The organism is Aliiroseovarius sp. CAU 1755, from assembly GCF_054482655.1.
Map to the genome: position 1 here is coordinate 293,321 of NZ_JBTLRH010000003.1, position 21,829 is coordinate 315,149.

The following is a 21,829-nucleotide window of genomic DNA, read 5'->3' on the forward strand; positions in this document are numbered from 1 at the left end:
CAGAGCTTGGCACATCAAGGAAATGAGATCCGAAATGACACCCACGGCCCCCCTGCCTCCGCCGCCTTCGGACTTTAATATGGCGCGCTATGTGTTGACCCATGCCGATGATCTGGGCACGAAAACCGCTTTGTCGGTGGTGACGCCGAATGGTGCTGGGGAAACACATTGGACCTATGCGCAGTTGGCACGGGCCGTGTGCGGGCTTGCGGGTGGGCTGTCGGCGCAGGGCGTGCGCCCCGGTGACCGTGTGCTGCTCCGCCTCGGCAACACAGTCGATTTTCCGCTGGCTTTTCTGGGGGCCATTGCGGCAGGCGCGGTGCCGGTTCCCACCTCGTCCCAGCTGACCCGCGCCGAGATCTCCAAAATGGCCGCGATGGTCGACCCCAAGCTGATTTTCGCAGATGAGGGCATCGCGCTGCCAGATGGGACCGATGCGCCGGTTTTGAATGTGGACATGCTTCATCGTCTGGCCGACCACCCGCCCGCAAGCTTTCATATGGGCGATCCCGAGCGGCCCGCCTATATCGTGTTCACCTCTGGCACGTCGGGCAAGGCGCGTGCGGTGGTGCATGCCCATCGTGCCATCTGGGCGCGGCAAATGATGTGGACCGGCTGGTATGGTCTTACCCGCGACGACCGGCTGATGCATGCCGGTGCGTTCAACTGGACCTATACGCTTGGCACCGGGTTGATGGACCCCTGGACGGTTGGCGCAACCGCGCTGATCCCGGCGGCTGGAGCGGCGGCCGCGGATTTGGGCCACTTGCTGGCGCGCGAACAGGTGACCATCTTTGCCGCAGCCCCTGGTGTCTATCGCCAGATGTTACGCGCGCCCCTGCCCGCCCTGCCCAACCTGCGCCACGGCCTGTCCGCGGGCGAGAAACTGCCGGCAACCACCCGCGCGCACTGGATCGACGCGACCGGCACCCCGATCCACGAAGCTTACGGGATGTCGGAATGTTCAACCTTCGTGTCCGGGTCCCCAGACCACCCCGCGCCCGAAGGCACGTTGGGGTTCCCTCAACCCGGTCGCCATATCGCCGTTGTCGATGACACAGGCCACCCGGTCGCCCGTAACGAGGCAGGCATCATGGCAGTTCATGCCTCCGATCCCGGCCTCATGCTGGGCTATCTTGGTGCCGAAAAAGACACAAAAGCCCGTTTTCGCAACGACTGGTTCCTGACAGGCGACACTGTCAGCATGAACCCAGACGGTGCCATCACCTTTGAGGGACGCTCAGACGATATCATGAACGCCGGTGGATTTCGTGTCTCTCCGATCGAGGTTGAGGCCGCAATGGCGTTGCACCCCGGCGTCCACGAAGCCGCCTGCGCCGAGGTCGCCATCAAAGCTGACGCCACCGTCATCGCCTGTTTTTATACCCTCGAAGGCGCGGCCCTGTCAGATCAAGACCTGTCAGCCCACGCCCATGCCACCCTCGCCCATTACAAATGCCCGCGCCTGTTCATTCCGGTCACCACCTTACCGCGTGGGGCGAACAACAAACTGCTCAGGTCAAGCCTGCGCACCGCCTTTGAACGTGGCGGGCTTTCTTCGGGCTGATCCCCGTGCCCTTTCCTATGACCCCAATCCCGGCTAAAGCCTAGCGCAAGGAGTTTGCCATGATCCGTCTTGATGTGTTTTCCGATCCGATCTGCCCATGGTGCTACATCGGCAAGGCCCGCCTTGACCGCGCCCTTGCCGCGCGGCCGGATCATCCGTTTCAGGTCCAATGGCACCCGTTCCAGTTGAACCCCGACATGCCTGCATCCGGCATGGATCGCCGCACCTATCTTGAGGCGAAGTTCGGAGGCCAAGCCGGTGCTGTTCAGGCCTATCTGCCGGTTGTGACCGAAGCCGAAGCCTCGGGTCTGAAGATCAATTTCGAGGGCATCACGCGCACGCCCAACACGTTGAACGCCCATCGGTTGATCCATTGGGCGGGGATCGAGATGAAGCAAAACGCCGCCGTTGATCGTCTGTTTCGGGCCTATTTCGTGGACGGTGTGGATATCGGGGATCCAGCGCAACTGGTTCAGATCGCGTCAGATATCGGTATGGATGGCGACGTGACCGCCCGGCTTTTGGATACCGACGCGGACGCAGACGACATCCGGGCGCGTGACGCGGATGCGCGCCACAAGGGCGTGCAGTCCGTGCCGACATTCGTGGTTGCCAACCAGCACGTCATCGCCGGTGCCCAACCGACCGAGCTTTGGACGCAGGCTATCGACGAGATCACCGCCCAGCTTGGGCCGGACACGCCACAGTGATCGCCAGATCCTTTCCACCAGTCCAACCGCTTCGGCTGGGCGAATACGTTCTGCTTGTCGCCGCATTGTTTTCAATGGTCGCGTTCTCAATCGATTCAATCTTGCCGGCACTGCCCGAAATCGCCTCGACCTTGGTGCCCGAAAACGTGAACCGCGCGCAGCTTTTGATCAGCGCTTTCGTGATCGGCGCGGGTGCGGGCCAGTTGTTTTTCGGACCGCTGTCGGATGCGTTGGGGCGGCGATTTTCTCTGTCGATGGGGATGCTGCTTTATATGCTGGCAGCCTTCGCCGCCCTGTGGGCCCAAACGCTTGAAACGCTTCTGTTCTGGCGTTTCATCCAAGGGCTGGGCGCAGCAGGCCCGCGCGCCTGTGGCATGGCCATGACCCGAGACCTGTATCAAGGGCGCGAAATGGCACGGGTGAACTCGATGGCATTCGGGTTTTTCGTGTTCGTGCCAGCGGTCGCCCCGATGATTGGTCAGGGGATCGTGCTGGCCTTTGGCTGGCGCCAGATGTTCACCGCCTATATCCTGCTGGCGCTGGTCATTCTGATCTGGTTTTTGCTGCGCCAACCCGAGACCCTGCCACCCGAACGGCGGCGCGCCCTGTCCCTGCGCCCCATCCTTGCGGCGTTCAAAGTGGTTTTGAGCACCCGTGTCACGCTGATCTATATGGGCGTCATCACGCTGGCCTTCGGTCAGCTCATGTCGTTCATCAGCTCGGCCCAACAGATTTATGTCGACGTGCTGGGCGTGGGCACCCGCTTTCCGCTCTACTTTGCACTGGTGACGGTGTTTTCCGCCGCCGCCGGTTTTCTGAACGCCAAACTTGTCATGCGCCTGGGCATGCGGCGCTTGGCGGTCACGGGGTTTGCGGTCCAGACCGTGCTGGCCGCGGTGACGCTGTTGGCGTGGTGGGTGTTTGCGCCTCAGGGTGCGTGGGCGCTGTGGCTGTTCTGTGGCTGGGCAACCACGCTGTTTTTCCTGAACGGCTTGAGCTTTGGCAACCTGAACGCGTTGGCCATTCAGCCTTTGGGCCATGTGGCTGGCACGGCCAGTGCTGTGATTGGTGCGGTGCCCACGATTGCAGCCATCGCCATTGCCGCCCCGGTCGGATTGGCGTTCAACGACACACCGTTTCCGCTTTTGATCGGCGTGACGATCTGTTCAGCGCTCGCGGTCGCGTTGATGCAGCTTGATCGTGGCAATACGGACTAATCCGCCACCTCAGTGGCGCGTTGCGGCTTTCGCCTTGTCCTTCGCCTCTTTCACCTTGATCGCCAGATCTTGAGCGATCGCAAAAGCCCCTTTGATCTTGTCGGTGGTCTTGCGCCAGTCGCGGCGCACAACGATCTTGTTGTCACGGACCTTGGCCAGCCCGTTCTGCGCGTGGATGAAATCCACCAATCCCTCGGGCGAGGCGAACTTGTCGTTGTAAAACTGGATCGTCGCGCCCTTCGGCCCACCATCCAGCTTGGCAATCCCGGCTCGTTTGCACATGCCCTTGATGCGCACGACCAACAGCAGCGTGTTGACCTCTTTCGGCAACGGGCCAAACCGGTCGATCAACTCGGCGGCGAAGCCCTCAAGCTCGACCTTTGACGTCAGCGAGGACAGACGGCGGTAAAGCCCCAGCCGCACATCCAGATCGGGCACATAAGTGTCGGGGATCAGAACCGGCACACCAAGGTTGATCTGCGGGGCCCATGTGCTGTCGGCCTCGCTCAAGCCTTCAAGTTCGCCCGCCTTGATCTTGGCAATCGCCTCTTCCAATAGCTGCTGATACAGTTCGTATCCCACTTCGCGCATCTGGCCGGATTGCTCTTCGCCAACCAGATTTCCCGCCCCCCGAATGTCGAGGTCCTGGCTGGCCAGCGTAAAGCCCGCCCCCAGTGCATCAAGGGATCCCAACACGCGCAACCGTTTCTGCGCCGTCGGTGTCAACGGCACGCGCGGCTTGGTCGTCAAATAGGCATAGGCACGCGTTTTCGACCGCCCGACCCGACCACGGATCTGATACAGCTGCCCCAGCCCGAACATATCGGCGCGGTGGATCACCATCGTGTTCGCGGTCGGAATGTCGATGCCGCTTTCCACGATGGTGGTGGCCAGCAGCACATCGAACTTGCCGTCATAGAAGGCATTCATCCGGCGATCCAGCTCGCCCGCTGCCATTTGCCCATGCGCCACGACATAGGTGACTTCGGGCACGTGATTGGCCAGGAACGCCTCGATTTCCGGCAAATCCTTGATGCGCGGCACAACAAAGAAGCTTTGCCCGCCGCGGTAATGTTCGCGCAGCAAAGCCTCGCGGAGCGTGACGCTGTCAAACTCGGAGACATAGGTGCGGATCGACAGGCGATCCACAGGCGGGGTGCCGATGATCGACAGATCCCGCACGCCTGACAGCGACATTTGCAAAGTGCGTGGGATCGGCGTTGCGGTCAGCGTCAGCACATGAACGTCCGAGCGCATTTGCTTCAGCCGTTCCTTGTGGCCCACGCCGAAACGTTGTTCTTCATCCACGATGAGCAGCCCAAGATTTGCAAAGCGCACGTCCTTGGCCAACAAGGCATGTGTGCCGACAACAATATCCATCGTGCCGCGCGACAGGCCTTCGCGGGTCAGTTTCGCCTCGCGCTGACCCACAAAGCGGCTCAGCTGCCCGACCTGGATCGGAAAGCCGCGGAATCGTTCCGCGAAGCTTTTGAAATGCTGACGCGCCAACAAGGTGGTCGGTGCGATCACCGCCACCTGCTGGCCGGACATTGCCGCAACAAACGCCGCGCGCATCGCGACCTCGGTCTTGCCAAACCCAACATCACCGCAGATCAGACGGTCCATTGGACGGCCTGAGGCTAGGTCGGCCAGAACATCCTCGATCGCGCCCAGTTGGTCGTCGGTTTCCTGATAGGGGAACCGGGCCGAGAACTCCTCCCACGCGTGATGCGGGGCGTCCAGCACCGGTGCCTTGCGCAATTCGCGTTCCGCGGCCAACCGGATCAACTTGTCGGCAACCTCGCGGATCCGTTCCTTCAGCTTGGCCTTTTTGGCCTGCCACGCGCCGCCGCCCAGCTTGTCCAGCAGGCCGGTGTCGTGTCCGAACCGGGACAGAAGCTCGATGTTTTCGACCGGAAGGAACAAGCGATCCCCGCCGGCATATTCCAGCGCGAGGCATTCATGCGGCGCGCCCATCGCGGTGACGGTCTCCAGACCGTTAAACTTGCCCACGCCATGATCGACATGCACGACCAGATCGCCAACCGACAGGCTTTGCGCTTCGGTCAGGAAGTTTTCCGCGCGGCGCTTGCGTTTGGGCGCGCGGATCAACCGGTCGCCCAGCACGTCCTGTTCGGAAATGACGGTCCAGTCCGGCCCTTCGAACCCGTGTTCCAGCGGCCAGACCGCCAGATAAACGCCGCCTTTACCATCGGGCACGTCGCGGGCGGTTTGGATCAGGGTGGTGGTAATCAACCCTTCATCGGCCAACAACCCCTGCAAGCGTTCGCGCGCCCCATCAGAGTAGGAGGCAACGATAACAGCATGGTCCTCTTTCGCCTCAATATGGTCCTTCAGGGCGCTGAAAAGGTTTATGTTTTCCTGTTGTCGCTCTGGCGCGAAGTTGCGACCGATCCGTCCGCCACCATCCAAAACCCCCGCCCCGGTGGCCTGTGGTAGCGCCGCCAGTTGCACGACGCGGGTCTGGGCCAGCGCGGCCTCCCATGCGGTGTCGTCAAGATAAAGGAGCGCGGGGGGACAGGGCTTATACACCGTGTCCATCCGGTTCTTCGCCGTCATCGCGATCTTGCGGGTCTCATACTGGTCAACGATCGCGTCCCAGCGGGCAAGCCGCGCGGGCGTCAGCTGGTCATCAAGGATGACCGAGGCACCCGGCACATAGTCCAAGAGCGTTTCGAGCGTCTCATGAAAAAACGGCAACCAATGTTCGATCCCCTGATGCTTGCGCCCGGCCGAAACCGCTTCGTAAAGCGGATCATCAGACCCCGCGGCGCCAAACTCGATCCGGTAGTTTTGCCGAAACCGGGTGATTGATGCCTCGTCCATGATCACTTCTGACACCGGCGAAAGGTCGACCTTGTTCAACGTATCCGTGGTGCGTTGGGTCATCGGATCAAACCGCCGCGCGCCATCCAGAACATCGCCAAACAGGTCCAGACGGACCGGACCCTCGTCGCCGGGAGGGAAGATGTCGATGATGCCGCCACGAATGGCGAAATCACCGGGTTCGGTCACCGTGGGCGCTTGCGAGAACCCCATCCGCACAAGGAAGGATCTTAGCGCGTCAATGTCGATCTGATAGCCTACACGGGCGGTGAAGGCGGCTTCTTGCAACAAAGTGCGCGCCGGCAGGCGCTGGGTGGCGGCATTCAGCGTGGTCAGCAAAATGACCCGTCCCGCAACCTGCCCCGTCGCCAACCCGGCCAATGTGGCCATGCGCGCGGCCGACACGTCGGCATTTGGCGACACGCGGTCATAGGGCAGGCAATCCCAGCCGGGAAACCGAAGGGTCACCACGTCGGGGGCAAAGAACTGCAGCGCGGCCTCCATCGCGGCCAGACGTTTGTCGTCGCGCGCCACATGAACGACGGGTCCGCCGGATCGCTCCAGCTCTTTTACCAAAAGCGTGGCGTCATAGCCTTCGGGGGCACCAGAGAGAAGAAGCTTGTTCATGAGGGGGAGTTATCGGCCTGTGGTCTGGTGTCAAGGGTGCGCCTTAGCGCAGCACCCCCAGCGACAGGTTTTGATACATGCCCCAAAGCGAGGTCACAAAGATCGCGCCCATGCCCAGAAACTGCGTCTGCACCCGGTGACGGTGCAGGCGTTTGCGAAGCTCTTCGCCCGCCAACGCCTGATCCCGGATAATCGCGGCGGTGTTTAACGACATCAGACCTGCAAGCGACATGGGAAACAGCAGCAAGAACACGGCCTGCGCAAACTCCACCCAATACCAAAAGCCCAGAATGGCCAAAGATGTCAGAAGCGCCGAGGCAAACCCCAGCAGCCAAAGCCCCGCCATTCCCGCGATATAGAGCAGTCGGTTGCAATTGATGCGCACCATGTCTTCAAGATCGCTTTGCGCCTCGCCGCCAAGGCGGGCGGCCTTCTGGATCATGTCAAAGGGCACCCCGATCACCCAATGGCTGACCGTGGACCATGACACGGCAAGCGCAATCCAATACCACAGGTTGGAAAAGGAACGCATGTCGATGATTTCGAAAACGGTGGAATACCAATCCACGTGCAATTCCTTTGATTTCAGGCTGCAAGGCACAAAACCTTTGAAAGCCCCTGCTCTGGCGTCTTATTTATTCGTGCAGATTAGCCGCGCGTTTCCGGCAATACCACCCGCTTTTGCGCTAAAGCGGGTCAGATTGCGCTCTTGTGAACATGGCGGACACATGGCAGGAAGTTTCAAGCCAGACGGGTGCGTGACCACGCGACCGATCCACAGCCAAAGGAGAGCCTGATGAGCCGCGCCCCGCATTCCCGCACCCTCGCCCCCTTTCCGATGACACGTCTGCGTCGCACGCGCGCGACCGCGGCGTTGCGCGATCTTGTGCGTGAAAATACGCTCAGCGTCAGTGACCTGATCTGGCCGGTCTTTGTTGTCGATGGTGAGGGGCGCGAAGATGACATCCCATCGATGCCCGGTGTTACCCGCAAATCCATCGACCGGCTGGTCGACGCGGCACACGAGGCGGCCGACCTTGGCATTCCGGCGATCTGTCTGTTTCCCTATACCGACCCCGCTTTGAAAACCGAGGCCTGCGAAGAAGCCTGGAACCCGGACAACCTGTCAAACCGCGCCATCCGCGCCATCAAAGCGGCTGTGCCGGACATCGCCGTCATGACCGATATCGCTCTGGACCCCTATAACGCCAACGGGCATGACGGCATCGTGCGCGACGGCGAGATCGTCAATGACGAAACCGTGGCCGCGCTGACCAAGATGGCCCTGGCACAGGCCGAAGCTGGGGCCGACATTCTTGGGCCCTCTGACATGATGGACGGACGCATCGGTGCCATGCGTCATGCGTTGGAGGCGGAAGGGCATACCAACGTCACGATCATGAGCTATACGGCCAAATATGCCTCGGCGTTTTATGGACCGTTTCGTGATGCGGTGGGGGCCTCGGGCGCGTTGAAAGGCGACAAGAAGACTTATCAGATGGATCCGGCCAACGCGGATGAAGCAATGCGCCTGGTCGAACGCGATCTGTCCGAAGGGGCCGACATGATCATGGTCAAGCCTGGCATGCCCTATCTGGACATCTGTCAGCGCGTCAAAGACACGTTTGGTGTGCCGACCTATGCCTATCAGGTGTCTGGCGAATACGCGATGTTGATGGCGGCCGCGCAAAATGGCTGGCTGGACGGTGACAAGGTCATGGCCGAAAGCCTGATGGCGTTCAAGCGCGCTGGCTGTGACGGAATCCTGACCTATTTCGCGCCCCGCATGGCGCGCGCCCTTCAGGGGCGTTGAGCCAAGCGGCAGGTTTCCGCGACTGACGCTTGTAATAGGTGACAGGCCTGCCGCGGTCCGCTATATCTTGTGGTAATGCGGACAAAGAGCCGCAAGCGAGCAAACCACAGCGCCATCGGCGCGTTGAACGAGGCGAAAAGATGCAACAAAACAGGCTTTCCCGCAGAGGGTTCATGATCGGTATGGGGGGTGTCGGCGTTACGCTTGCAGCCTGCGACAACAGTGTTGGGTCGCAAAGCGGTGCGCGGATCGATGCGCGTGTGGAAAGCACGCTCAACTATCTTTACAACCGCTATCCCGGTGCACGCGAACTGGCGTCGAAATCGTCAGGTCAACTGGTGATGCCACTGGTCACCGAGGCTGGCTTTGGTCTGGGTGGCGCTTACGGGCGCGGAGCGCTGCGGATCAATGACACAACCGTGGATTATTACCTGCTGACCCAAGCCAGTGCGGGTCTTCAGATCGGCGCGCAGCAATACGCGCATGTTCTGTTTTTCATGACGGATCAGGCGTTGCAGGAATTCCGTCAGGCGGCCGGTTGGGTCGCCTCTGCCGATATCAAATACGCCTTCCAGACAGAAGGCGACCGGTTGACGGCCGACACGATCACCGCGTCATCACCGGTGGTGGCGGTGGTCTTTGGTCAGGCCGGACTGATTGCAGGTGCCTCGATTGAGGGTGCGAAATACACCCGGATCATTCCTTAACCGAAAACGGCGTAACGCTTGCGCGGGTTCAGCCGCGCAAGCGCTTTTCAGACCATCTGCGAAGAGGCGATGCGCCCCACGCGATCCTGCACCTTCGCCGCGCGACACATCAGCCAGAGCTGTCAAGCGCCCTGAGGCGTTTGATCAGGCTAGAGGTGTCCCAACGGCCCCCGCCCATATTCTGAACATCCTTGTAATACTGATCGATCAGGGCGGTTCCCGGCAACGAGGCGCCATTCTCTTCTGCGGTCGCCAGACAGATCCCCAGATCCTTGCGCATCCAGTCTACCGCGAACCCGTGATCGAATTGGTCGTCCAGCATGGTTTCATGTCGATTCACCATCTGCCAGCTGCCCGCCGCGCCGCCTTGAATGACCTCGATCACCGCGCGCCCGTCCAGCCCGGCTTTCTCGGCAAAATGCAGCGCCTCGGACAGGCCTTGCATCAGACCGGCGATGCAGATCTGGTTGACCATCTTGGTCAATTGCCCGGCACCGCTTTCCCCCAGCCGTTTAACCGTGCGCCCAAACGCCGACATCACTGGCAGGGCAGCGTCGAAAGCGGCCTGATCGCCGCCACACATGATCGACAACACGCCGTTTTCCGCCCCGGCCTGCCCGCCCGAAACCGGCGCGTCGACAAACGCAACCCCCTTGGCCAGAGCCGCGGCATGAAGTTCGCGCGTGACTGCGGCGGACACTGTGGTGTGATCTATGAAAACCGCACCCGGCTTGATCCCGGCCAGCGCCCCGTCGTCGCCCAGAACGACGCTGCGCAGGTCGTCATCATTGCCGACACAGCTCATCACGAAATCGGCGTCTTTCACCGCCGCGCGCGGGGTCGCGGCCCAGTGACCCTCATGCGCCTTTGCCCAAGCCTCGGCTTTGGTGGAGGTGCGGTTGAACACGGTGACGTCGTGACCCTGTGCCGCAAGATGCCCCGCCATCGGATATCCCATCACGCCCAAGCCCAAAAATGCGCATTTCGCCATCACGCTTCCCTTCCGTTGAATTCCCTTGTGATGCACAGTAGTTACCGCAAGAGGCTGCGACGTCAACGGCGCCGGGCTGCAATGTGAGCAAACGGTGGAAGAAGACATATGGGCAAGGTCGTGCTTTGGATGGTTCGGATCGTCTCTGGCCTGATGGTCCTTGCGGCGCTGTGCCTTCTTCTGGTCTATTATCTTGCCGCACAATCCCTGCCCGACTACAGCGCAACGCGCCAGACCGCGGGCATTTCTGCGCCGGTCGAAATCGTGCGCAACAATGCCAATATCCCCCACATCTTCGCCCAGAATGACAACGACGTCTTTTTCGGTCTTGGCTACGCCCATGCACAGGACCGGCTGTGGCAAATGATGATGATGCGGCGCACGGTTCAGGGCCGGTTGTCCGAGATTTTCGGTAGCCGCACCTTGCAGGTCGACGAGCTTATGCGCCGGCTGGACCTTTACGCATTGGCCAAAGGCGCGGTCGAATTTCAGGATGTCGAGGCACTGGACGCGCTGAAGGCCTATAGCTCGGGCGTCAACGCCTATCTGAGCCGTGTGAACAACGAGGCGCTGGGGCGTGGCGCGCCAGAGTTCTTCTTGTTCTCCAACGACATTTCGCCCTGGCAACCCGCCGACAGTATCGCCATCCTCAAACTGATGGGCGTGCAGCTTTCCGGCCATCTGGAAGAAGAGGTGATGCGCGCCCGTGTCTCTCTGGCCCTGCCCGAAGATCGCGTGCGTGACATCCTGCCCGACATTCCGGGCACCGGGGTGGCTGCCCTGCCCGATTATGCCGCGCTGTATCAAACCTCAGCCCAGAAATTCGCGGCCCAGACCACGGCCCCAAACGACCGGCCTTTCCTGTGGCCCGCACCCGATCGCGGACAGGCTGGGGCGTCGAACGCATGGGCAGCGGCTGCGAACCGGTCTGCTGCGGGGGGCACGTTGTTGGCCAACGATCCGCATCTGGGCTTCAGCGCCCCGTCGATCTGGTATCTGGCCCGGTTGGAGCTTTCGACAGGTGGTGTGATCGGCGGCACCATCCCCGGAATGCCCGCAATGATGCTGGGTCGTTCAGACGATTTTGGCTGGGGTATCACCGCATCCTATCTTGATGATCAGGACTTGCATGTCGAACAGCTGAACCCCGACAACCCCAACGAACTGAAAACCCCGGACGGGTTCAAGGCATTGGCCAGACGCGGGTCGATTGTGCAGATCAAGGATGAAGCCCCGGTCACGTTCGATCTGATGTGGTCCGAGAACGGCCCGGTCCTGCCCGGTCATCTATTCAACCTCGGTGGCATCACACCACCGGGTCATGTCATGTCCCTGAGCTGGACCTTGTTGACAAAACGTGACCGCTCCATGAGTGCCGCCATCAAGCTGATGCGGGCCAAGACGGTGATGCAAGGCATCGCCGCCAGCGCCGACTATGTGGCGCCAAGCCTGACCCTGACCATGGCGGACCGCGACAATATCGCGATGAAGGTCATCGGCGCCATGCCAAAGCGCGACCCGCAGCACCAGACCCGCGGACGCATTCCCAGCCCCGGCTGGATCGCGACAAACCGCTGGAAAGGCATAAACAGTTTCGCGGCAAACCCGGAGTTCGTGCAGCCCTCGGGCGGGATTGTCGGCAACACCAACAACAAACTGGTGGACCGGCCCTTCCCCAACCATATGAGCTACAACTGGGGCGACAGCCAGCGCGTGCAACGCTGGACCCGCCTGATGCAAGCGCGCGAGGTCCACACCCGCGACAGTTTCATCGAAGCGCAGCTGGATACGGTGTCGGTCACTGCGCGCACGCTTTTGCCGCTGGTCGGGGCAGATCTGTGGTTCACAGGCGAGGCAGCGCCCGAGGGCACGCCAGAGCGCGAACGACAGCGCGCGCTTGAGCTTCTGGCCAATTGGAACGGAGAGATGAACGAGCACATGCCCGAGCCGCTGATCTATTCCGCATGGCTGCGCGCACTTCAAAAACGGCTGATCCGCGACGAGCTTGGCCCCCTGGCCGAAAAGATCGCACATGTGGAGCCGATCTTCATCGAACGCGTCTTTCGCGACATCGAAGGTGCCGGTGTCTGGTGCGACGTCATCCAATCGGCGCCCAAGGAGACCTGCACCGATATTTCGCGCGCAGCCCTTGATGACGCGCTGTTGTGGTTGTCGGAACACGCGCGCGGCGCTCAGGAAAGCCTGCGTTGGGGCGACCACCACGAAGCCAATCACAAACACCCTGTTCTGGGCGATGTTCCGTTCCTGAAATGGTTCGTCAACATTCGCCAATCGACGTCTGGCGGGGACAACACGCTGCAGCGTGGGCGCACCGCTGGCACGGGATCGCAACCGTTTCGCAATGTCCACGGCGCGGGTTTTCGCGGCGTTTATGATTTCTCAGATCCCAACAGCTCCCTGTTCGTGATCGCGACCGGACAGTCCGGCCACCCACTGTCGCGGCACTATGACGATCTGGGCGAGCTATGGCGTCGTGGTGAATATACCCCGATGTCCTTGGACCCGGCACTGGCGCGTGCGGCGTCAGTCGGGGTTACGAACTTGCTGCCACGCGCGCCCTGATCTGCGACGCAAGCCGGTTGGTTGATGGGGACGTCAGGCAGGGTTTTCCCCTTAACCGCGCGCGCCAAATACCGGATTTTCACAGCAAGCATACCGTTACGAGCAGTTCGTGAAAGGCGGGATCAAAACCCGACCTCACAGATCGTCGTCCATCGCGCCAGTGGAGTGCAAGCTCATTGGGGACGACGTAAGGCCGCTCACGGCCAGAAGGTCGCCTTTCGGGGCGGCCTTCGTTCTGTTCACAGCGTGACGACAGGCAATCAAAGCGCGGCGAAGTCAGCCGCCTCGCGCTCTGTCCATGTGACCGTCAGAACCCAACCATCGTCGCCCGGTTCTTCCGCCTCGACGATCCCCTTGTCAAACAGCCATGCGCGCTTGCGGCCTTCGGAAAACGGCAAGGTCATCGTCTCGGTCTGGCGCGGGGCACCAAGAGCGGTGTCGATGGCGTTCACCAGATCATCGAACCCTTCGCCGGTCAAAGCCGAGATGGCCACGACAGAGTCATTGCGCGCAGCCTCATGGCGCCGCGCGTCCTGCGCGTCGGGGTCCAGCAGGTCGATCTTGTTCCAGACCTCAAGCTGCGGTGTGTCTTCGCTGACACCAAGTTCGGCCATGATCGTTTCGACATCACGTGCCTGTTCATCGGTGCTGTCATGGCTGATGTCGCGCACATGCAAGATCAGGTCGGCGGCCAGCACCTCTTCCAGCGTCGCGCGGAAGGCCGCGACCAACTGGGTCGGCAGGTTGGAAATGAACCCCACCGTGTCCGACAGGATCACCTTGCGCCCGCCACCCTGCGCAGGCGTCTTGCCAAGCGCGGGCAGTTCGATTTGCCGCATCGTGGGATCCAGCGTTGCAAACAGCATATCCTTGGCCAACACCTTGGCCCCGGTCATGCGATTGAACAGGGTGGATTTTCCCGCGTTGGTATAGCCGACCAACGCCACGATCGGGAACGGAACCTTGGCACGGGCAGCGCGGTGCAGCTCGCGAGTTTTGACGACCTTCGACAGCTGCTTGCGCAGCCGGTTCAGGTGATCGTCAATCGCACGGCGGTCAGCCTCGATCTGGGTTTCGCCGGGGCCACCCACGAAACCAAGCCCGCCGCGCTGGCGTTCCAGGTGGGTCCAGGCCCGCACAAGACGGGTGCGCTGATAGGACAGCGCGGCCATTTCGACCTGCAAAACCCCTTCGCGGGTGCGTGCCCGATCCGAGAAGATTTCCAGGATCAAGCCGGTTCGATCAAGGATCTTGACCTTCCATTCCTTCTCGAGGTTGCGTTGCTGAACGGGGCTGACGGGTCCGTCGATCAACACCAGGTCGATCTCGGCGGCGTGCAGCTTGTCACCAAGCTCTTTCAGTTTGCCCTTGCCAAACAGTTTGCCGGGATGAGGCGTGGGCAAGCGCACGATATCAGCGCCCACCACGTCAAGATGAGGAAGCGCCGCCGCCAGAGCCACGGCTTCTTCAAGCGCCGGACCCGGATCACGACGGTCCCTGTCTGATGTCAGTTCCGGGTGAAAAACCCAAGCCCGCGTGGGCTGTTCTTCACGTTCAAGAAGGTCGCTCAGCTGTCTTCGCCGTCATAAAGGTTGATGGGTTGGCCGGGCATGATCGTGGAGATCGCATGCTTGTAGACAAGCTGCGACTGGCCATCACGGCGCAGAAGGACACAAAAGTTGTCGAACCACGAAATCACACCCTGCAATTTCACACCATTGATCAGAAAGATCGTCACCGGAACTTTTGATTTACGAACATGGTTCAGGAACGCGTCCTGCAAGTTTTGCTTGTCGGCAGCCATCGCTTTTTTCCTTTGTTGTCTCGTGCTGCCGGCAGGTCCGGCATGATTCATAGCTTTGGTTACTATGGCGCGACAATTGCACCTTTTCCACCCCAAAATTTTGGGCTGCAAGTCACCGTGTTTGGTATGGCGGACCGATTGCGGCGGTCGTTGGGTGGAATGGCCTAGCGCCGCCAGATCTCGGGGCTGAACAAGGCGATGATGGCCAGTGTTTCCAATCGCCCAAGGATCATGGCACCGGCCAGAACCAGTTTTGCGGTATCGCTGAGCGCGCCGTAGGAAATCGGCTCGGCCATTGCACTGGTGGCAATCGGGCCTGTGGTCGTCAACGCCGCAATGGTCAGCGCCATCGCGCTTTCGAAGTCCTGCCCGGTCAGCGTCAGCAGGGCAGACACAAGCGCCACCGACATCGACATCAGCATGAAGAACAGCCACGCCATATAGGCGCCTCGACCGCGCATGTGGCGGGCGTCAGTCCCTGACCCACCGACAGAGGAAGGATGGACCAGCTTTTCCATCTCGCGAAGCCCGTGAAGGTAAAGCGCATAGACCCGCATCAGCTTGGCCCCACCCGCGGTGGTCGCCACCCCGCCGCCGACCAGGGCCAGTCCCATCAAAATCAGACCCGGCGTTTGCAACCCGGACCAATCGCGGCTGTCGCTCCAGGCTGAGCTTTCGAACCCGGTTGTGGTCAAGAACGAAAGCACCGTGAAAAAGCTGCCCCACAGAGATGCAATCCCCGCCAAAAGGTTTTGTTCCTCGTCCACTTCGAATGCACCGACCCAGTGGCGGAAAAACAAAAACAGCGGCAGCACTATCACGATCGCCAGCGCCATGCGAATTTCGGGATCCTTGTGCAGGCGCCGCAGCTCTCCGGCTTGCATGTCAGAGGCGAAGGTCAACCGCGACACCGCAAAGATAAAGAACGCCGCGATCACCATTTCGCCTGCGTAGCCCGCCCCTCCACCAGCAGGCCCGCCGACCGGAGAAATTCCACTGGTCGCCATGGTGGACATCGCGTGACACAAGGCGACGAACGCCCCGTCGCCCGCGATGATCAGGCATATCCAAAGGGCCAGCGTCAGCCCGGTATAGACGGGCAACAAGCGTATCGCATAGGCGCGGATGCGCTCTGAAATGTCTGCAACCCGGGTAATCTGGTTCAGCCCTGCCCCCAACCGATCGTCCCGAAATGTGGCGCCTGCCCGGCGGGCACCAAATCGAGCGCGCACCTCGAACCCGCCCAACGCCATCGGAGCCAGAATGGCAATTGCACCCACCCAGATGAACAACCCGCCAAGCCAACCCACCAATGCGCGCCATAGATGCACCGACCGCGCAAGGCGCGTCGGGTCATCAAACAGCGTCGCCCCCGTGGTGGTCAGGGCGGACACCATTTCAACATAGGAATTCAGAAAGGTCGTTGTGCGCACCGCCTGATGAAAGGGAACGGCCAGCATCAGCGGCAGCAGGACAAACAATCCCAACAGCGCGACAAGGTGGCGGCGTGGTCGCGTTGAACGCGGCCGGTCTGCCATGGCAATGGCCAGAAACGAGGTCAGAAAGCCAAACAGCAGCGCGCCGTAAAGGAACACACGCGCCTCGAAAAACTCGCCAATCATCCAACCGAATCCCGCCGGCAACAGCATGGCCAGCGCACTGATCCCCATCAGAATCACAAGCAGTGGCAGTTTGGCGATTTGAGCGAGCATGAAGGCGACCTTGCGCTGGCGTCAGGATCAGAAGAAGTCGATTGTCACCTGAAGCAGGCGTTCGACCTCGGGGACATCGGCGGCCATGCAGAAAAGCGTGATCACATCCCCTTCGTCGACACGCGTCTTGCCGGTGGGTTTGATGACCTCGTCCCCCTTCAGGATGGCGCCGATCAACACCCCTTCGGGAAAATCAATGTTGCGCACGGCCTTACCCGCAATGGACGAGGTGGACATCACCTGAGCCTCGATCACCTCGGCCTCGGCGTCGCCCAGCGAATACACCTCGCGCACCTTTCCGTGTCGGATATGGCGCAGGATTGAGCTGACCGTCTGAGTGCGCGGGTTGATATAGGCGTCGATGTCCAGCGGCTCCATCAGATTGGCAAGCGATGGATCGTTGATCAGGCAGATGGACAGCGAACAGCCCACCGATTTGGCCCGCACCGAGGCCAGAAGGTTGACCTTGTCGTCATCTGTGACCGACAAAATGGCGTCAGCGCGGGGCACTCCGGCCTCTTTCATCAGGTCCATATTCATGCCGTCGCCGTGCAAGACAACCGTGCGTTCCAGCGCGTCAGCGGCTTGTTCAGCAACATCGCGGTTCAATTCGACCACCTTGGCTCGAATGCGGTCGGTGCGGTTTTCCAACTCGCGCGCGACCGCCAGACCAACATTGCCACCACCCAGAATGACCACGCGCTCCTGTCGCTTGGTCACTTTGCCGAACACTTCAAGTGTGCGGTCCAGATCGGTGGCCTTGGTGAACACGTAAATCTGGTCGCCCGCAAACAGCTGGTCTTTCGGTTCAGGGGCAAACAACGACCCCTCCCGTCGGATGCCCACCACCATCGCGCTGAGCGTCGAGAACAAATCCGTCAACTGTCTGAGCGGCGTGTTCAGCACCGGGCATTCCGCATCAAGCTGAATACCCAGAAGCTGCACCCGGCCATCCATGAAATTCTCAATGTCGAAGGCCGAGGGCGCTTGCAGGCGTTTCAAAACCGCCTGCGCCACTTCACGTTCGGGGCTGATCACCACATCAATGGGCAGGTGGTCGCGGCGATAGAGATCGGCATAGATCGCATCAAAATAGCTTTGCGCCCTGAGGCGCGCGATTTTGCGTGGAATGGAGAAGACCGAATGGGCCACCTGACAGGTGACCATGTTCACCTCGTCGGAATGCGTTGCGGCGATGATCATATCCGCATCACGCGCGCCTGCCCGGCCCAACACGTCCGGGTAAGAGGCATGTCCCGCAATCCCTTGCACGTCCAGTGTATCAGTGGCGCGCGCGACAAGCTCTGCGTTGTTGTCCACAACGGTCACGTCGTTCTTTTCGCTGGAAAGCTGTCGGGCAATCTGCCAACCAACCTGACCTGCACCGCAAATGATGACCTTCATCCGGTTCTCCCTGATGTCACGTCAAAATCCATGGCAGATGCCCATGTCAGGGTCAATGCCTGCCCATGGGAAGGACCGCAATCCAGTGTTGTGCAGCGTGCACGGTGGATCAGGCGTCGGCCTCTTCTTCTTCCTCATCGCCCGCGACATAGGCGACCCGTGCCCCGGCTTTGGACCCGGTCACGACCCCCAGCGATTTCAGCTTTCGGTGCAGGGCGGATCGTTCCATCCCAACGAAGTTCGCCGTGCGCGAAATGTTACCGCCAAAGCGGTTGATCTGGGTCAGCAGGTATTCGCGTTCAAACGCCTCGCGCGCTTCGCGCAGCGGCATCATGGCAAGGGCCCCGGACACGACAATACCTTGATCGTGGCTGTCTTCGCCCCCGTGATCGTTCCCCGGAAGCTCGGTCGCCAGAATGTCGCCCGTCCCTTCCCCAAGGATCAGAACCCGTTCAATCACGTTCTTCAACTGCCGCACATTGCCCGGCCACTGCATGGTTTGCAGCATCGCCTCGGCGTCCTGCGCCATATTGCGCAAAGGCAAGCCCTGATCGCGGTTGAAAACCTCCAGGAAATAGCGCGCAAGTTCGGGGATGTCTTCGCGGCGCTCGCCCAATGGCGGCACCGAGATCGGCACGACATTCAGCCGGTGATATAACTCCTCGCGGAAGTTTCCGGCCTCAATCTCGGCTTGCAGATCGCGATTGGTCGAGGTGATGACCCGCAGGTCAACCGACACCTTGTCGGCACCGCCCACCCGCTGGAACCTCTGATCAACCAGAACACGCAGGATCTTGGATTGCGTTCCAGACGGCATGTCGGCCACTTCATCAAAGTAGAGCACACCGCCGTTCGCCTCTTCCAGCAGTCCCGGTTCGATGCCCCGATCCGCGCTTTCACGGCCGAACAGAACCTCCTCCATCCGCTCCGCATCGATCGAGGCAGAGTTCACCACGACAAACGGCGACGATGCGCGATCGGAATTGGCGTGCACATAGCGCGCCGCCATTTCCTTGCCCGAGCCCGCCGGCCCCGTCAGCAACACCCGCCCGTTCGACTTCGTCACCTTATCCAACTGGCTTTTCAACGACTTGAACGCAGCACTGGTGCCGATCATCTCGGTTGGATGGGTGTCACGGCGTCTGAGTTCGGTGTTTTCGCGCCGCAGCCGACTTGTTTCCATCGCCCGACCGATCACCACCATCAACTGGTCTATATTGAAGGGCTTTTCGATGAAGTCATATGCGCCCTGCTTGATCGCCGCGACGGCGATTTCAATATTGCCATGCCCCGAGATGATCACAACCGGAACTTCCGGGTGTTCGCGTTTTACCATCTTCAGGATGTCGATCCCGTCCATGGCGCTGTCTTTCAACCAGATGTCCAGGATCATCAGTGCAGGAAGCTCTGCCTTGACCTGCGCCACCGCCTCGTCCGACGTGCCCGCCAATCGAGTGGTGAACCCTTCATCTTCCAAGATATCCGAGATCAGTTCGCGGATGTCCCTTTCATCATCGACAATCAGAATATCGCTCATGTTTCCACCATTTCTACTTGCTCAGCCTGCCCGTCGTCACTGGGCAGAAATATGCGTGCCATGGCGCCGAAATGGGCGCCGCCCTCGTTAAAGACGGGCGCATCTTCAAGGGTCAGACGCCCGCCATGTTCTTCAATGATCTTCTTCACAATCGGAAGCCCGAGCCCGGTGCCCTTTTCACGGGTTGTCACATAGGGTTCGAACAGCCGCGCCCGGTCCTCGGGCAAGCCAATTCCGTTGTCGGCAATGGTGACTTCGATGCCACCCGCCACCCGCGCCAGAACGACGCGAATTTCTGGTGAGTGCCCTTCTGGCGCTCCCTTTTCCTCAAGGCTTTCAATAGCCTCTCCGGCGTTCTTAATCAAATTTGTCAAGGCCTGACCGATCATGGTTGCGTCGATTTCGACGTTGATCGGACCCTCCAGAAGCTCAGACGTGATCTGCACGCCTTCCTGACCGGCCTGCTGCAACAGAACGGCATCACGCACCAGCCTCACGATATCCGTTGCGCGGCGTTCTGGCTCAGGCATCCGGGCAAATTTAGAGAACTCGTCGACGATGCGCCGCAGGTCGTTGGTCTGGCGCACGATCACGTCGGTATATTGCTCCAACGCTTCGACATCGACACCGTCAACGCGACTGAATTTGCGCTTGATGCGTTCGGCCGAAAGCTGGATCGGGGTCAGGGGGTTCTTGATTTCATGGGCAATGCGCCGCGCCACGTCGCCCCATGCCGCCATGCGCTGTGCCGAGACAAGATCCGTGACATCGTCGAATGCGATCACATAGCCTTCCAGCCCACCTTCATCGTTGCGCCGGGTGGCAATGCGCACCAGCAGGTTTTCCTGCGACCCGCTCCGGGTCAGGCGAATCTCGCTTTGAGCAGTTTCGCGCCCGCCCTGCGTCACCTCATCCAGCAAGGGCTGAAATTCCGGCACGACAAGTGACAACTCGTGCTCCTGATCGTTTTCGTCCTGCACTTCAAGCAGCTGCTCGGCAGCGCGGTTCAGAAACGTCACCTGCCCGGCTGGGTTCAACCCAATGACCCCGCCGGTGACAGAGCTCAGCACACTATCAAACAGCCGCCGGCGGCGTTCGATCTGTTCGGTGTTCTCCAAAAGCCGCGCGCGCTGACCTTTCAAGCGCGTGGTCATCTGGTTGAAATACCGACCAAGCATCGCAATCTCGTCGTCACCCTCTTCTTCAATGACGCGCACATCCAGATCGCCCGCGCCCACACGCTGGGCTGCCCCTGCAAGCCGCCCCACGGGGCGCGCCAGCCGTTCGGCAAACCACATTCCCATCCAGATTGCCGCAAGGATCAAGATCACCGCAAAGCCCAGATAGATCAGACCGAACTGGAACAGCCGCTGGCCACGTTGGCTTTCCAACTGGTTATAGACGCGCGCCGCTTCCTGGGTTTCATCCACGAGGCTCAGGATCTCGCCATTCACATCTCGGGTCAGTTGGACAAGGTGATCGGCAAACCCGTCCAGCTTGATCAGGACACGAAACTCATTGTTGTCCCAATCCTCGATCACAACGGTTTCCCCGGCCAAGGCACGGCGCAACTGCGCCGCATCCGGCGCTTCATAGTCGAACAGGTAGGACCCCCCGCCCCGGACCAGAATTCCGCCTTGACTGTCAATCACATAAGCCTCGCGCAGACCGCGCTGAATGCGCGCTTGACCCTGGGTGAGAAGCTGGCCCAATTCGGCATCCGTCAGCAGGGCCTGTGTCTGGCGTTGCTGCTGCAAGAACCTGACCAGCGCGTCGGCATCCTGCACCAACCCGTCGCGGCTTTCCTGTTTATAGGCTTGCGCGGCCGACAGCGAATTGCCCACGACAGTGCGCACCCGGTCTGAAAACCAGCCTTCAAGCCCCATATTCAGCGTCAACATGGCGAAGATGGCGACAAGGATCGTCGGGCTGAGGGCGATCACGGCGAAGACCACCGTCAGCCTCAGGTGCAACCGCGAGCCCGCGCTTTCCTGACGCCGCGCCACGATCATCCGGCCGACACCCGCCAGCACGAACCCCGCGACCAAAATCACATAGATGATATCGGCCAGCAGGATGAACCGAAGCGCATTGCTTTGCGCACCTTGCGCAAACGGTCCAAGCGCCAGGAATGTCGTGATGGCAAGGATCGGGCCCAGAACTATCATGCTGAACGCGCCAAGCGATCTGAACCTACGCCAACGGCGCAAGGACAGGTATCGGTCCAACCTCGACTTCCGCACCGCGCGTCGCGCCACTGTGCTTGCCCCTATTCCTGATGGCCGCATTTCTGCGGCGACCGCCTGAGTG

16 protein-coding genes are annotated in these 21,829 nt (G+C 60.7%); 7 read left to right on the plus strand and 9 right to left on the minus strand.

The window, feature by feature from the left end:
- The first annotated feature begins 34 nt into the window (after positions 1–34).
- Genes ACXYMP_RS13375 through ACXYMP_RS13385 form a run of 3 tightly spaced genes read left to right on the plus strand, consistent with a single transcriptional unit; the run spans position 35 to position 3,494 of the window.
- Complete coding sequence (locus ACXYMP_RS13375; protein WP_298566724.1) at positions 35–1,567, plus strand: class I adenylate-forming enzyme family protein; 1,533 nt, start codon at positions 35–37, stop codon at positions 1,565–1,567.
- A 59-nt stretch (positions 1,568–1,626) separates the two neighbouring features.
- The gene (locus ACXYMP_RS13380) at positions 1,627–2,277 is read left to right on the plus strand and encodes a DsbA family oxidoreductase (RefSeq protein WP_458906913.1); all 651 of its coding nucleotides are present in this window, start codon (positions 1,627–1,629) and stop codon (positions 2,275–2,277) included.
- The gene (locus ACXYMP_RS13385; RefSeq protein WP_298566722.1) at positions 2,274–3,494 is read left to right on the plus strand and encodes a multidrug effflux MFS transporter; all 1,221 of its coding nucleotides are present in this window, start codon (positions 2,274–2,276) and stop codon (positions 3,492–3,494) included. Before ACXYMP_RS13380 ends, ACXYMP_RS13385 begins: the two co-directional genes overlap by 4 nt.
- A 9-nt stretch (positions 3,495–3,503) precedes the next feature.
- On the opposite strand, the gene mfd is transcribed toward ACXYMP_RS13385, so the two are convergent.
- Entirely contained in the window at positions 3,504–6,968 is a 3,465-nt protein-coding gene (mfd, locus tag ACXYMP_RS13390) for a transcription-repair coupling factor (RefSeq protein ID WP_458906916.1), read from the minus strand.
- A gap of 43 nt (positions 6,969–7,011) precedes the next feature.
- Positions 7,012–7,536: a component of SufBCD complex gene (locus ACXYMP_RS13395; protein WP_298566720.1), complete on the minus strand. Its 525-nt coding sequence runs from the start codon at positions 7,534–7,536 to the stop codon at positions 7,012–7,014.
- Between the two features lie 228 nt (positions 7,537–7,764).
- Here ACXYMP_RS13395 and hemB point away from each other — a divergent pair, with 228 nt between their 5' ends.
- On the plus strand, positions 7,765–8,781 hold the full coding sequence (hemB, locus tag ACXYMP_RS13400) for a porphobilinogen synthase (RefSeq protein ID WP_458906918.1): 1,017 nt from the start codon (positions 7,765–7,767) through the stop codon (positions 8,779–8,781).
- Between the two features lie 173 nt (positions 8,782–8,954).
- Positions 8,955–9,488, plus strand: a complete 534-nt coding sequence (locus ACXYMP_RS13405) for a lipid-binding SYLF domain-containing protein (protein WP_298566718.1) — start codon at positions 8,955–8,957, stop codon at positions 9,486–9,488.
- 109 nt (positions 9,489–9,597) lie between these two features.
- On the opposite strand, the gene ACXYMP_RS13410 is transcribed toward ACXYMP_RS13405, so the two are convergent.
- Positions 9,598–10,479 (minus strand): NAD(P)-dependent oxidoreductase, encoded by an 882-nt coding sequence (locus ACXYMP_RS13410; RefSeq protein ID WP_458906921.1) that lies wholly within the window; start codon positions 10,477–10,479, stop codon positions 9,598–9,600.
- 108 nt (positions 10,480–10,587) lie between these two features.
- On the opposite strand from ACXYMP_RS13410, the gene ACXYMP_RS13415 reads away from it, so the two are divergent.
- On the plus strand, positions 10,588–13,062 hold the full coding sequence (locus tag ACXYMP_RS13415) for a penicillin acylase family protein (RefSeq protein ID WP_458906922.1): 2,475 nt from the start codon (positions 10,588–10,590) through the stop codon (positions 13,060–13,062).
- Positions 13,063–13,322: 260 nt separating this feature from the next.
- Here the strand turns inward: ACXYMP_RS13415 and hflX are convergent, their stop codons facing one another.
- From hflX to ACXYMP_RS13445, 6 genes are all read right to left on the minus strand, one after another.
- Positions 13,323–14,633, minus strand: a complete 1,311-nt coding sequence (gene hflX, locus ACXYMP_RS13420) for a GTPase HflX (protein WP_458907356.1) — start codon at positions 14,631–14,633, stop codon at positions 13,323–13,325.
- Positions 14,630–14,866 carry an RNA chaperone Hfq gene (gene hfq / locus ACXYMP_RS13425; RefSeq protein WP_091430174.1) on the minus strand — a complete coding sequence of 79 codons (237 nt, stop codon included), beginning with the start codon at positions 14,864–14,866 and terminating at the stop codon, positions 14,630–14,632. Before hfq ends, hflX begins: the two co-directional genes overlap by 4 nt.
- 164 nt (positions 14,867–15,030) lie before the next feature.
- Complete coding sequence (locus tag ACXYMP_RS13430) at positions 15,031–16,578, minus strand: TrkH family potassium uptake protein (protein WP_458906924.1); 1,548 nt, start codon at positions 16,576–16,578, stop codon at positions 15,031–15,033.
- Between the two features lie 27 nt (positions 16,579–16,605).
- Positions 16,606–17,982, minus strand: coding sequence for a Trk system potassium transporter TrkA (gene trkA / locus ACXYMP_RS13435; RefSeq protein ID WP_298566713.1), 1,377 nt, complete (start codon positions 17,980–17,982; stop codon positions 16,606–16,608).
- 109 nt (positions 17,983–18,091) lie between these two features.
- Positions 18,092–19,519, minus strand: coding sequence for a nitrogen assimilation response regulator NtrX (gene ntrX / locus ACXYMP_RS13440; protein WP_298566712.1), 1,428 nt, complete (start codon positions 19,517–19,519; stop codon positions 18,092–18,094).
- On the minus strand, positions 19,516–21,687 hold the full coding sequence (locus tag ACXYMP_RS13445; protein ID WP_298566711.1) for a sensor histidine kinase NtrY-like: 2,172 nt from the start codon (positions 21,685–21,687) through the stop codon (positions 19,516–19,518). The genes ntrX and ACXYMP_RS13445 overlap by 4 nt, the downstream gene beginning before the upstream one ends.
- Here ACXYMP_RS13445 and ACXYMP_RS13450 point away from each other — a divergent pair.
- Entirely contained in the window at positions 21,686–21,826 is a 141-nt protein-coding gene (locus tag ACXYMP_RS13450; protein ID WP_298566709.1) for a hypothetical protein, read from the plus strand. The genes ACXYMP_RS13445 and ACXYMP_RS13450 overlap by 2 nt on opposite strands.
- Positions 21,827–21,829 lie beyond the last annotated feature (3 nt).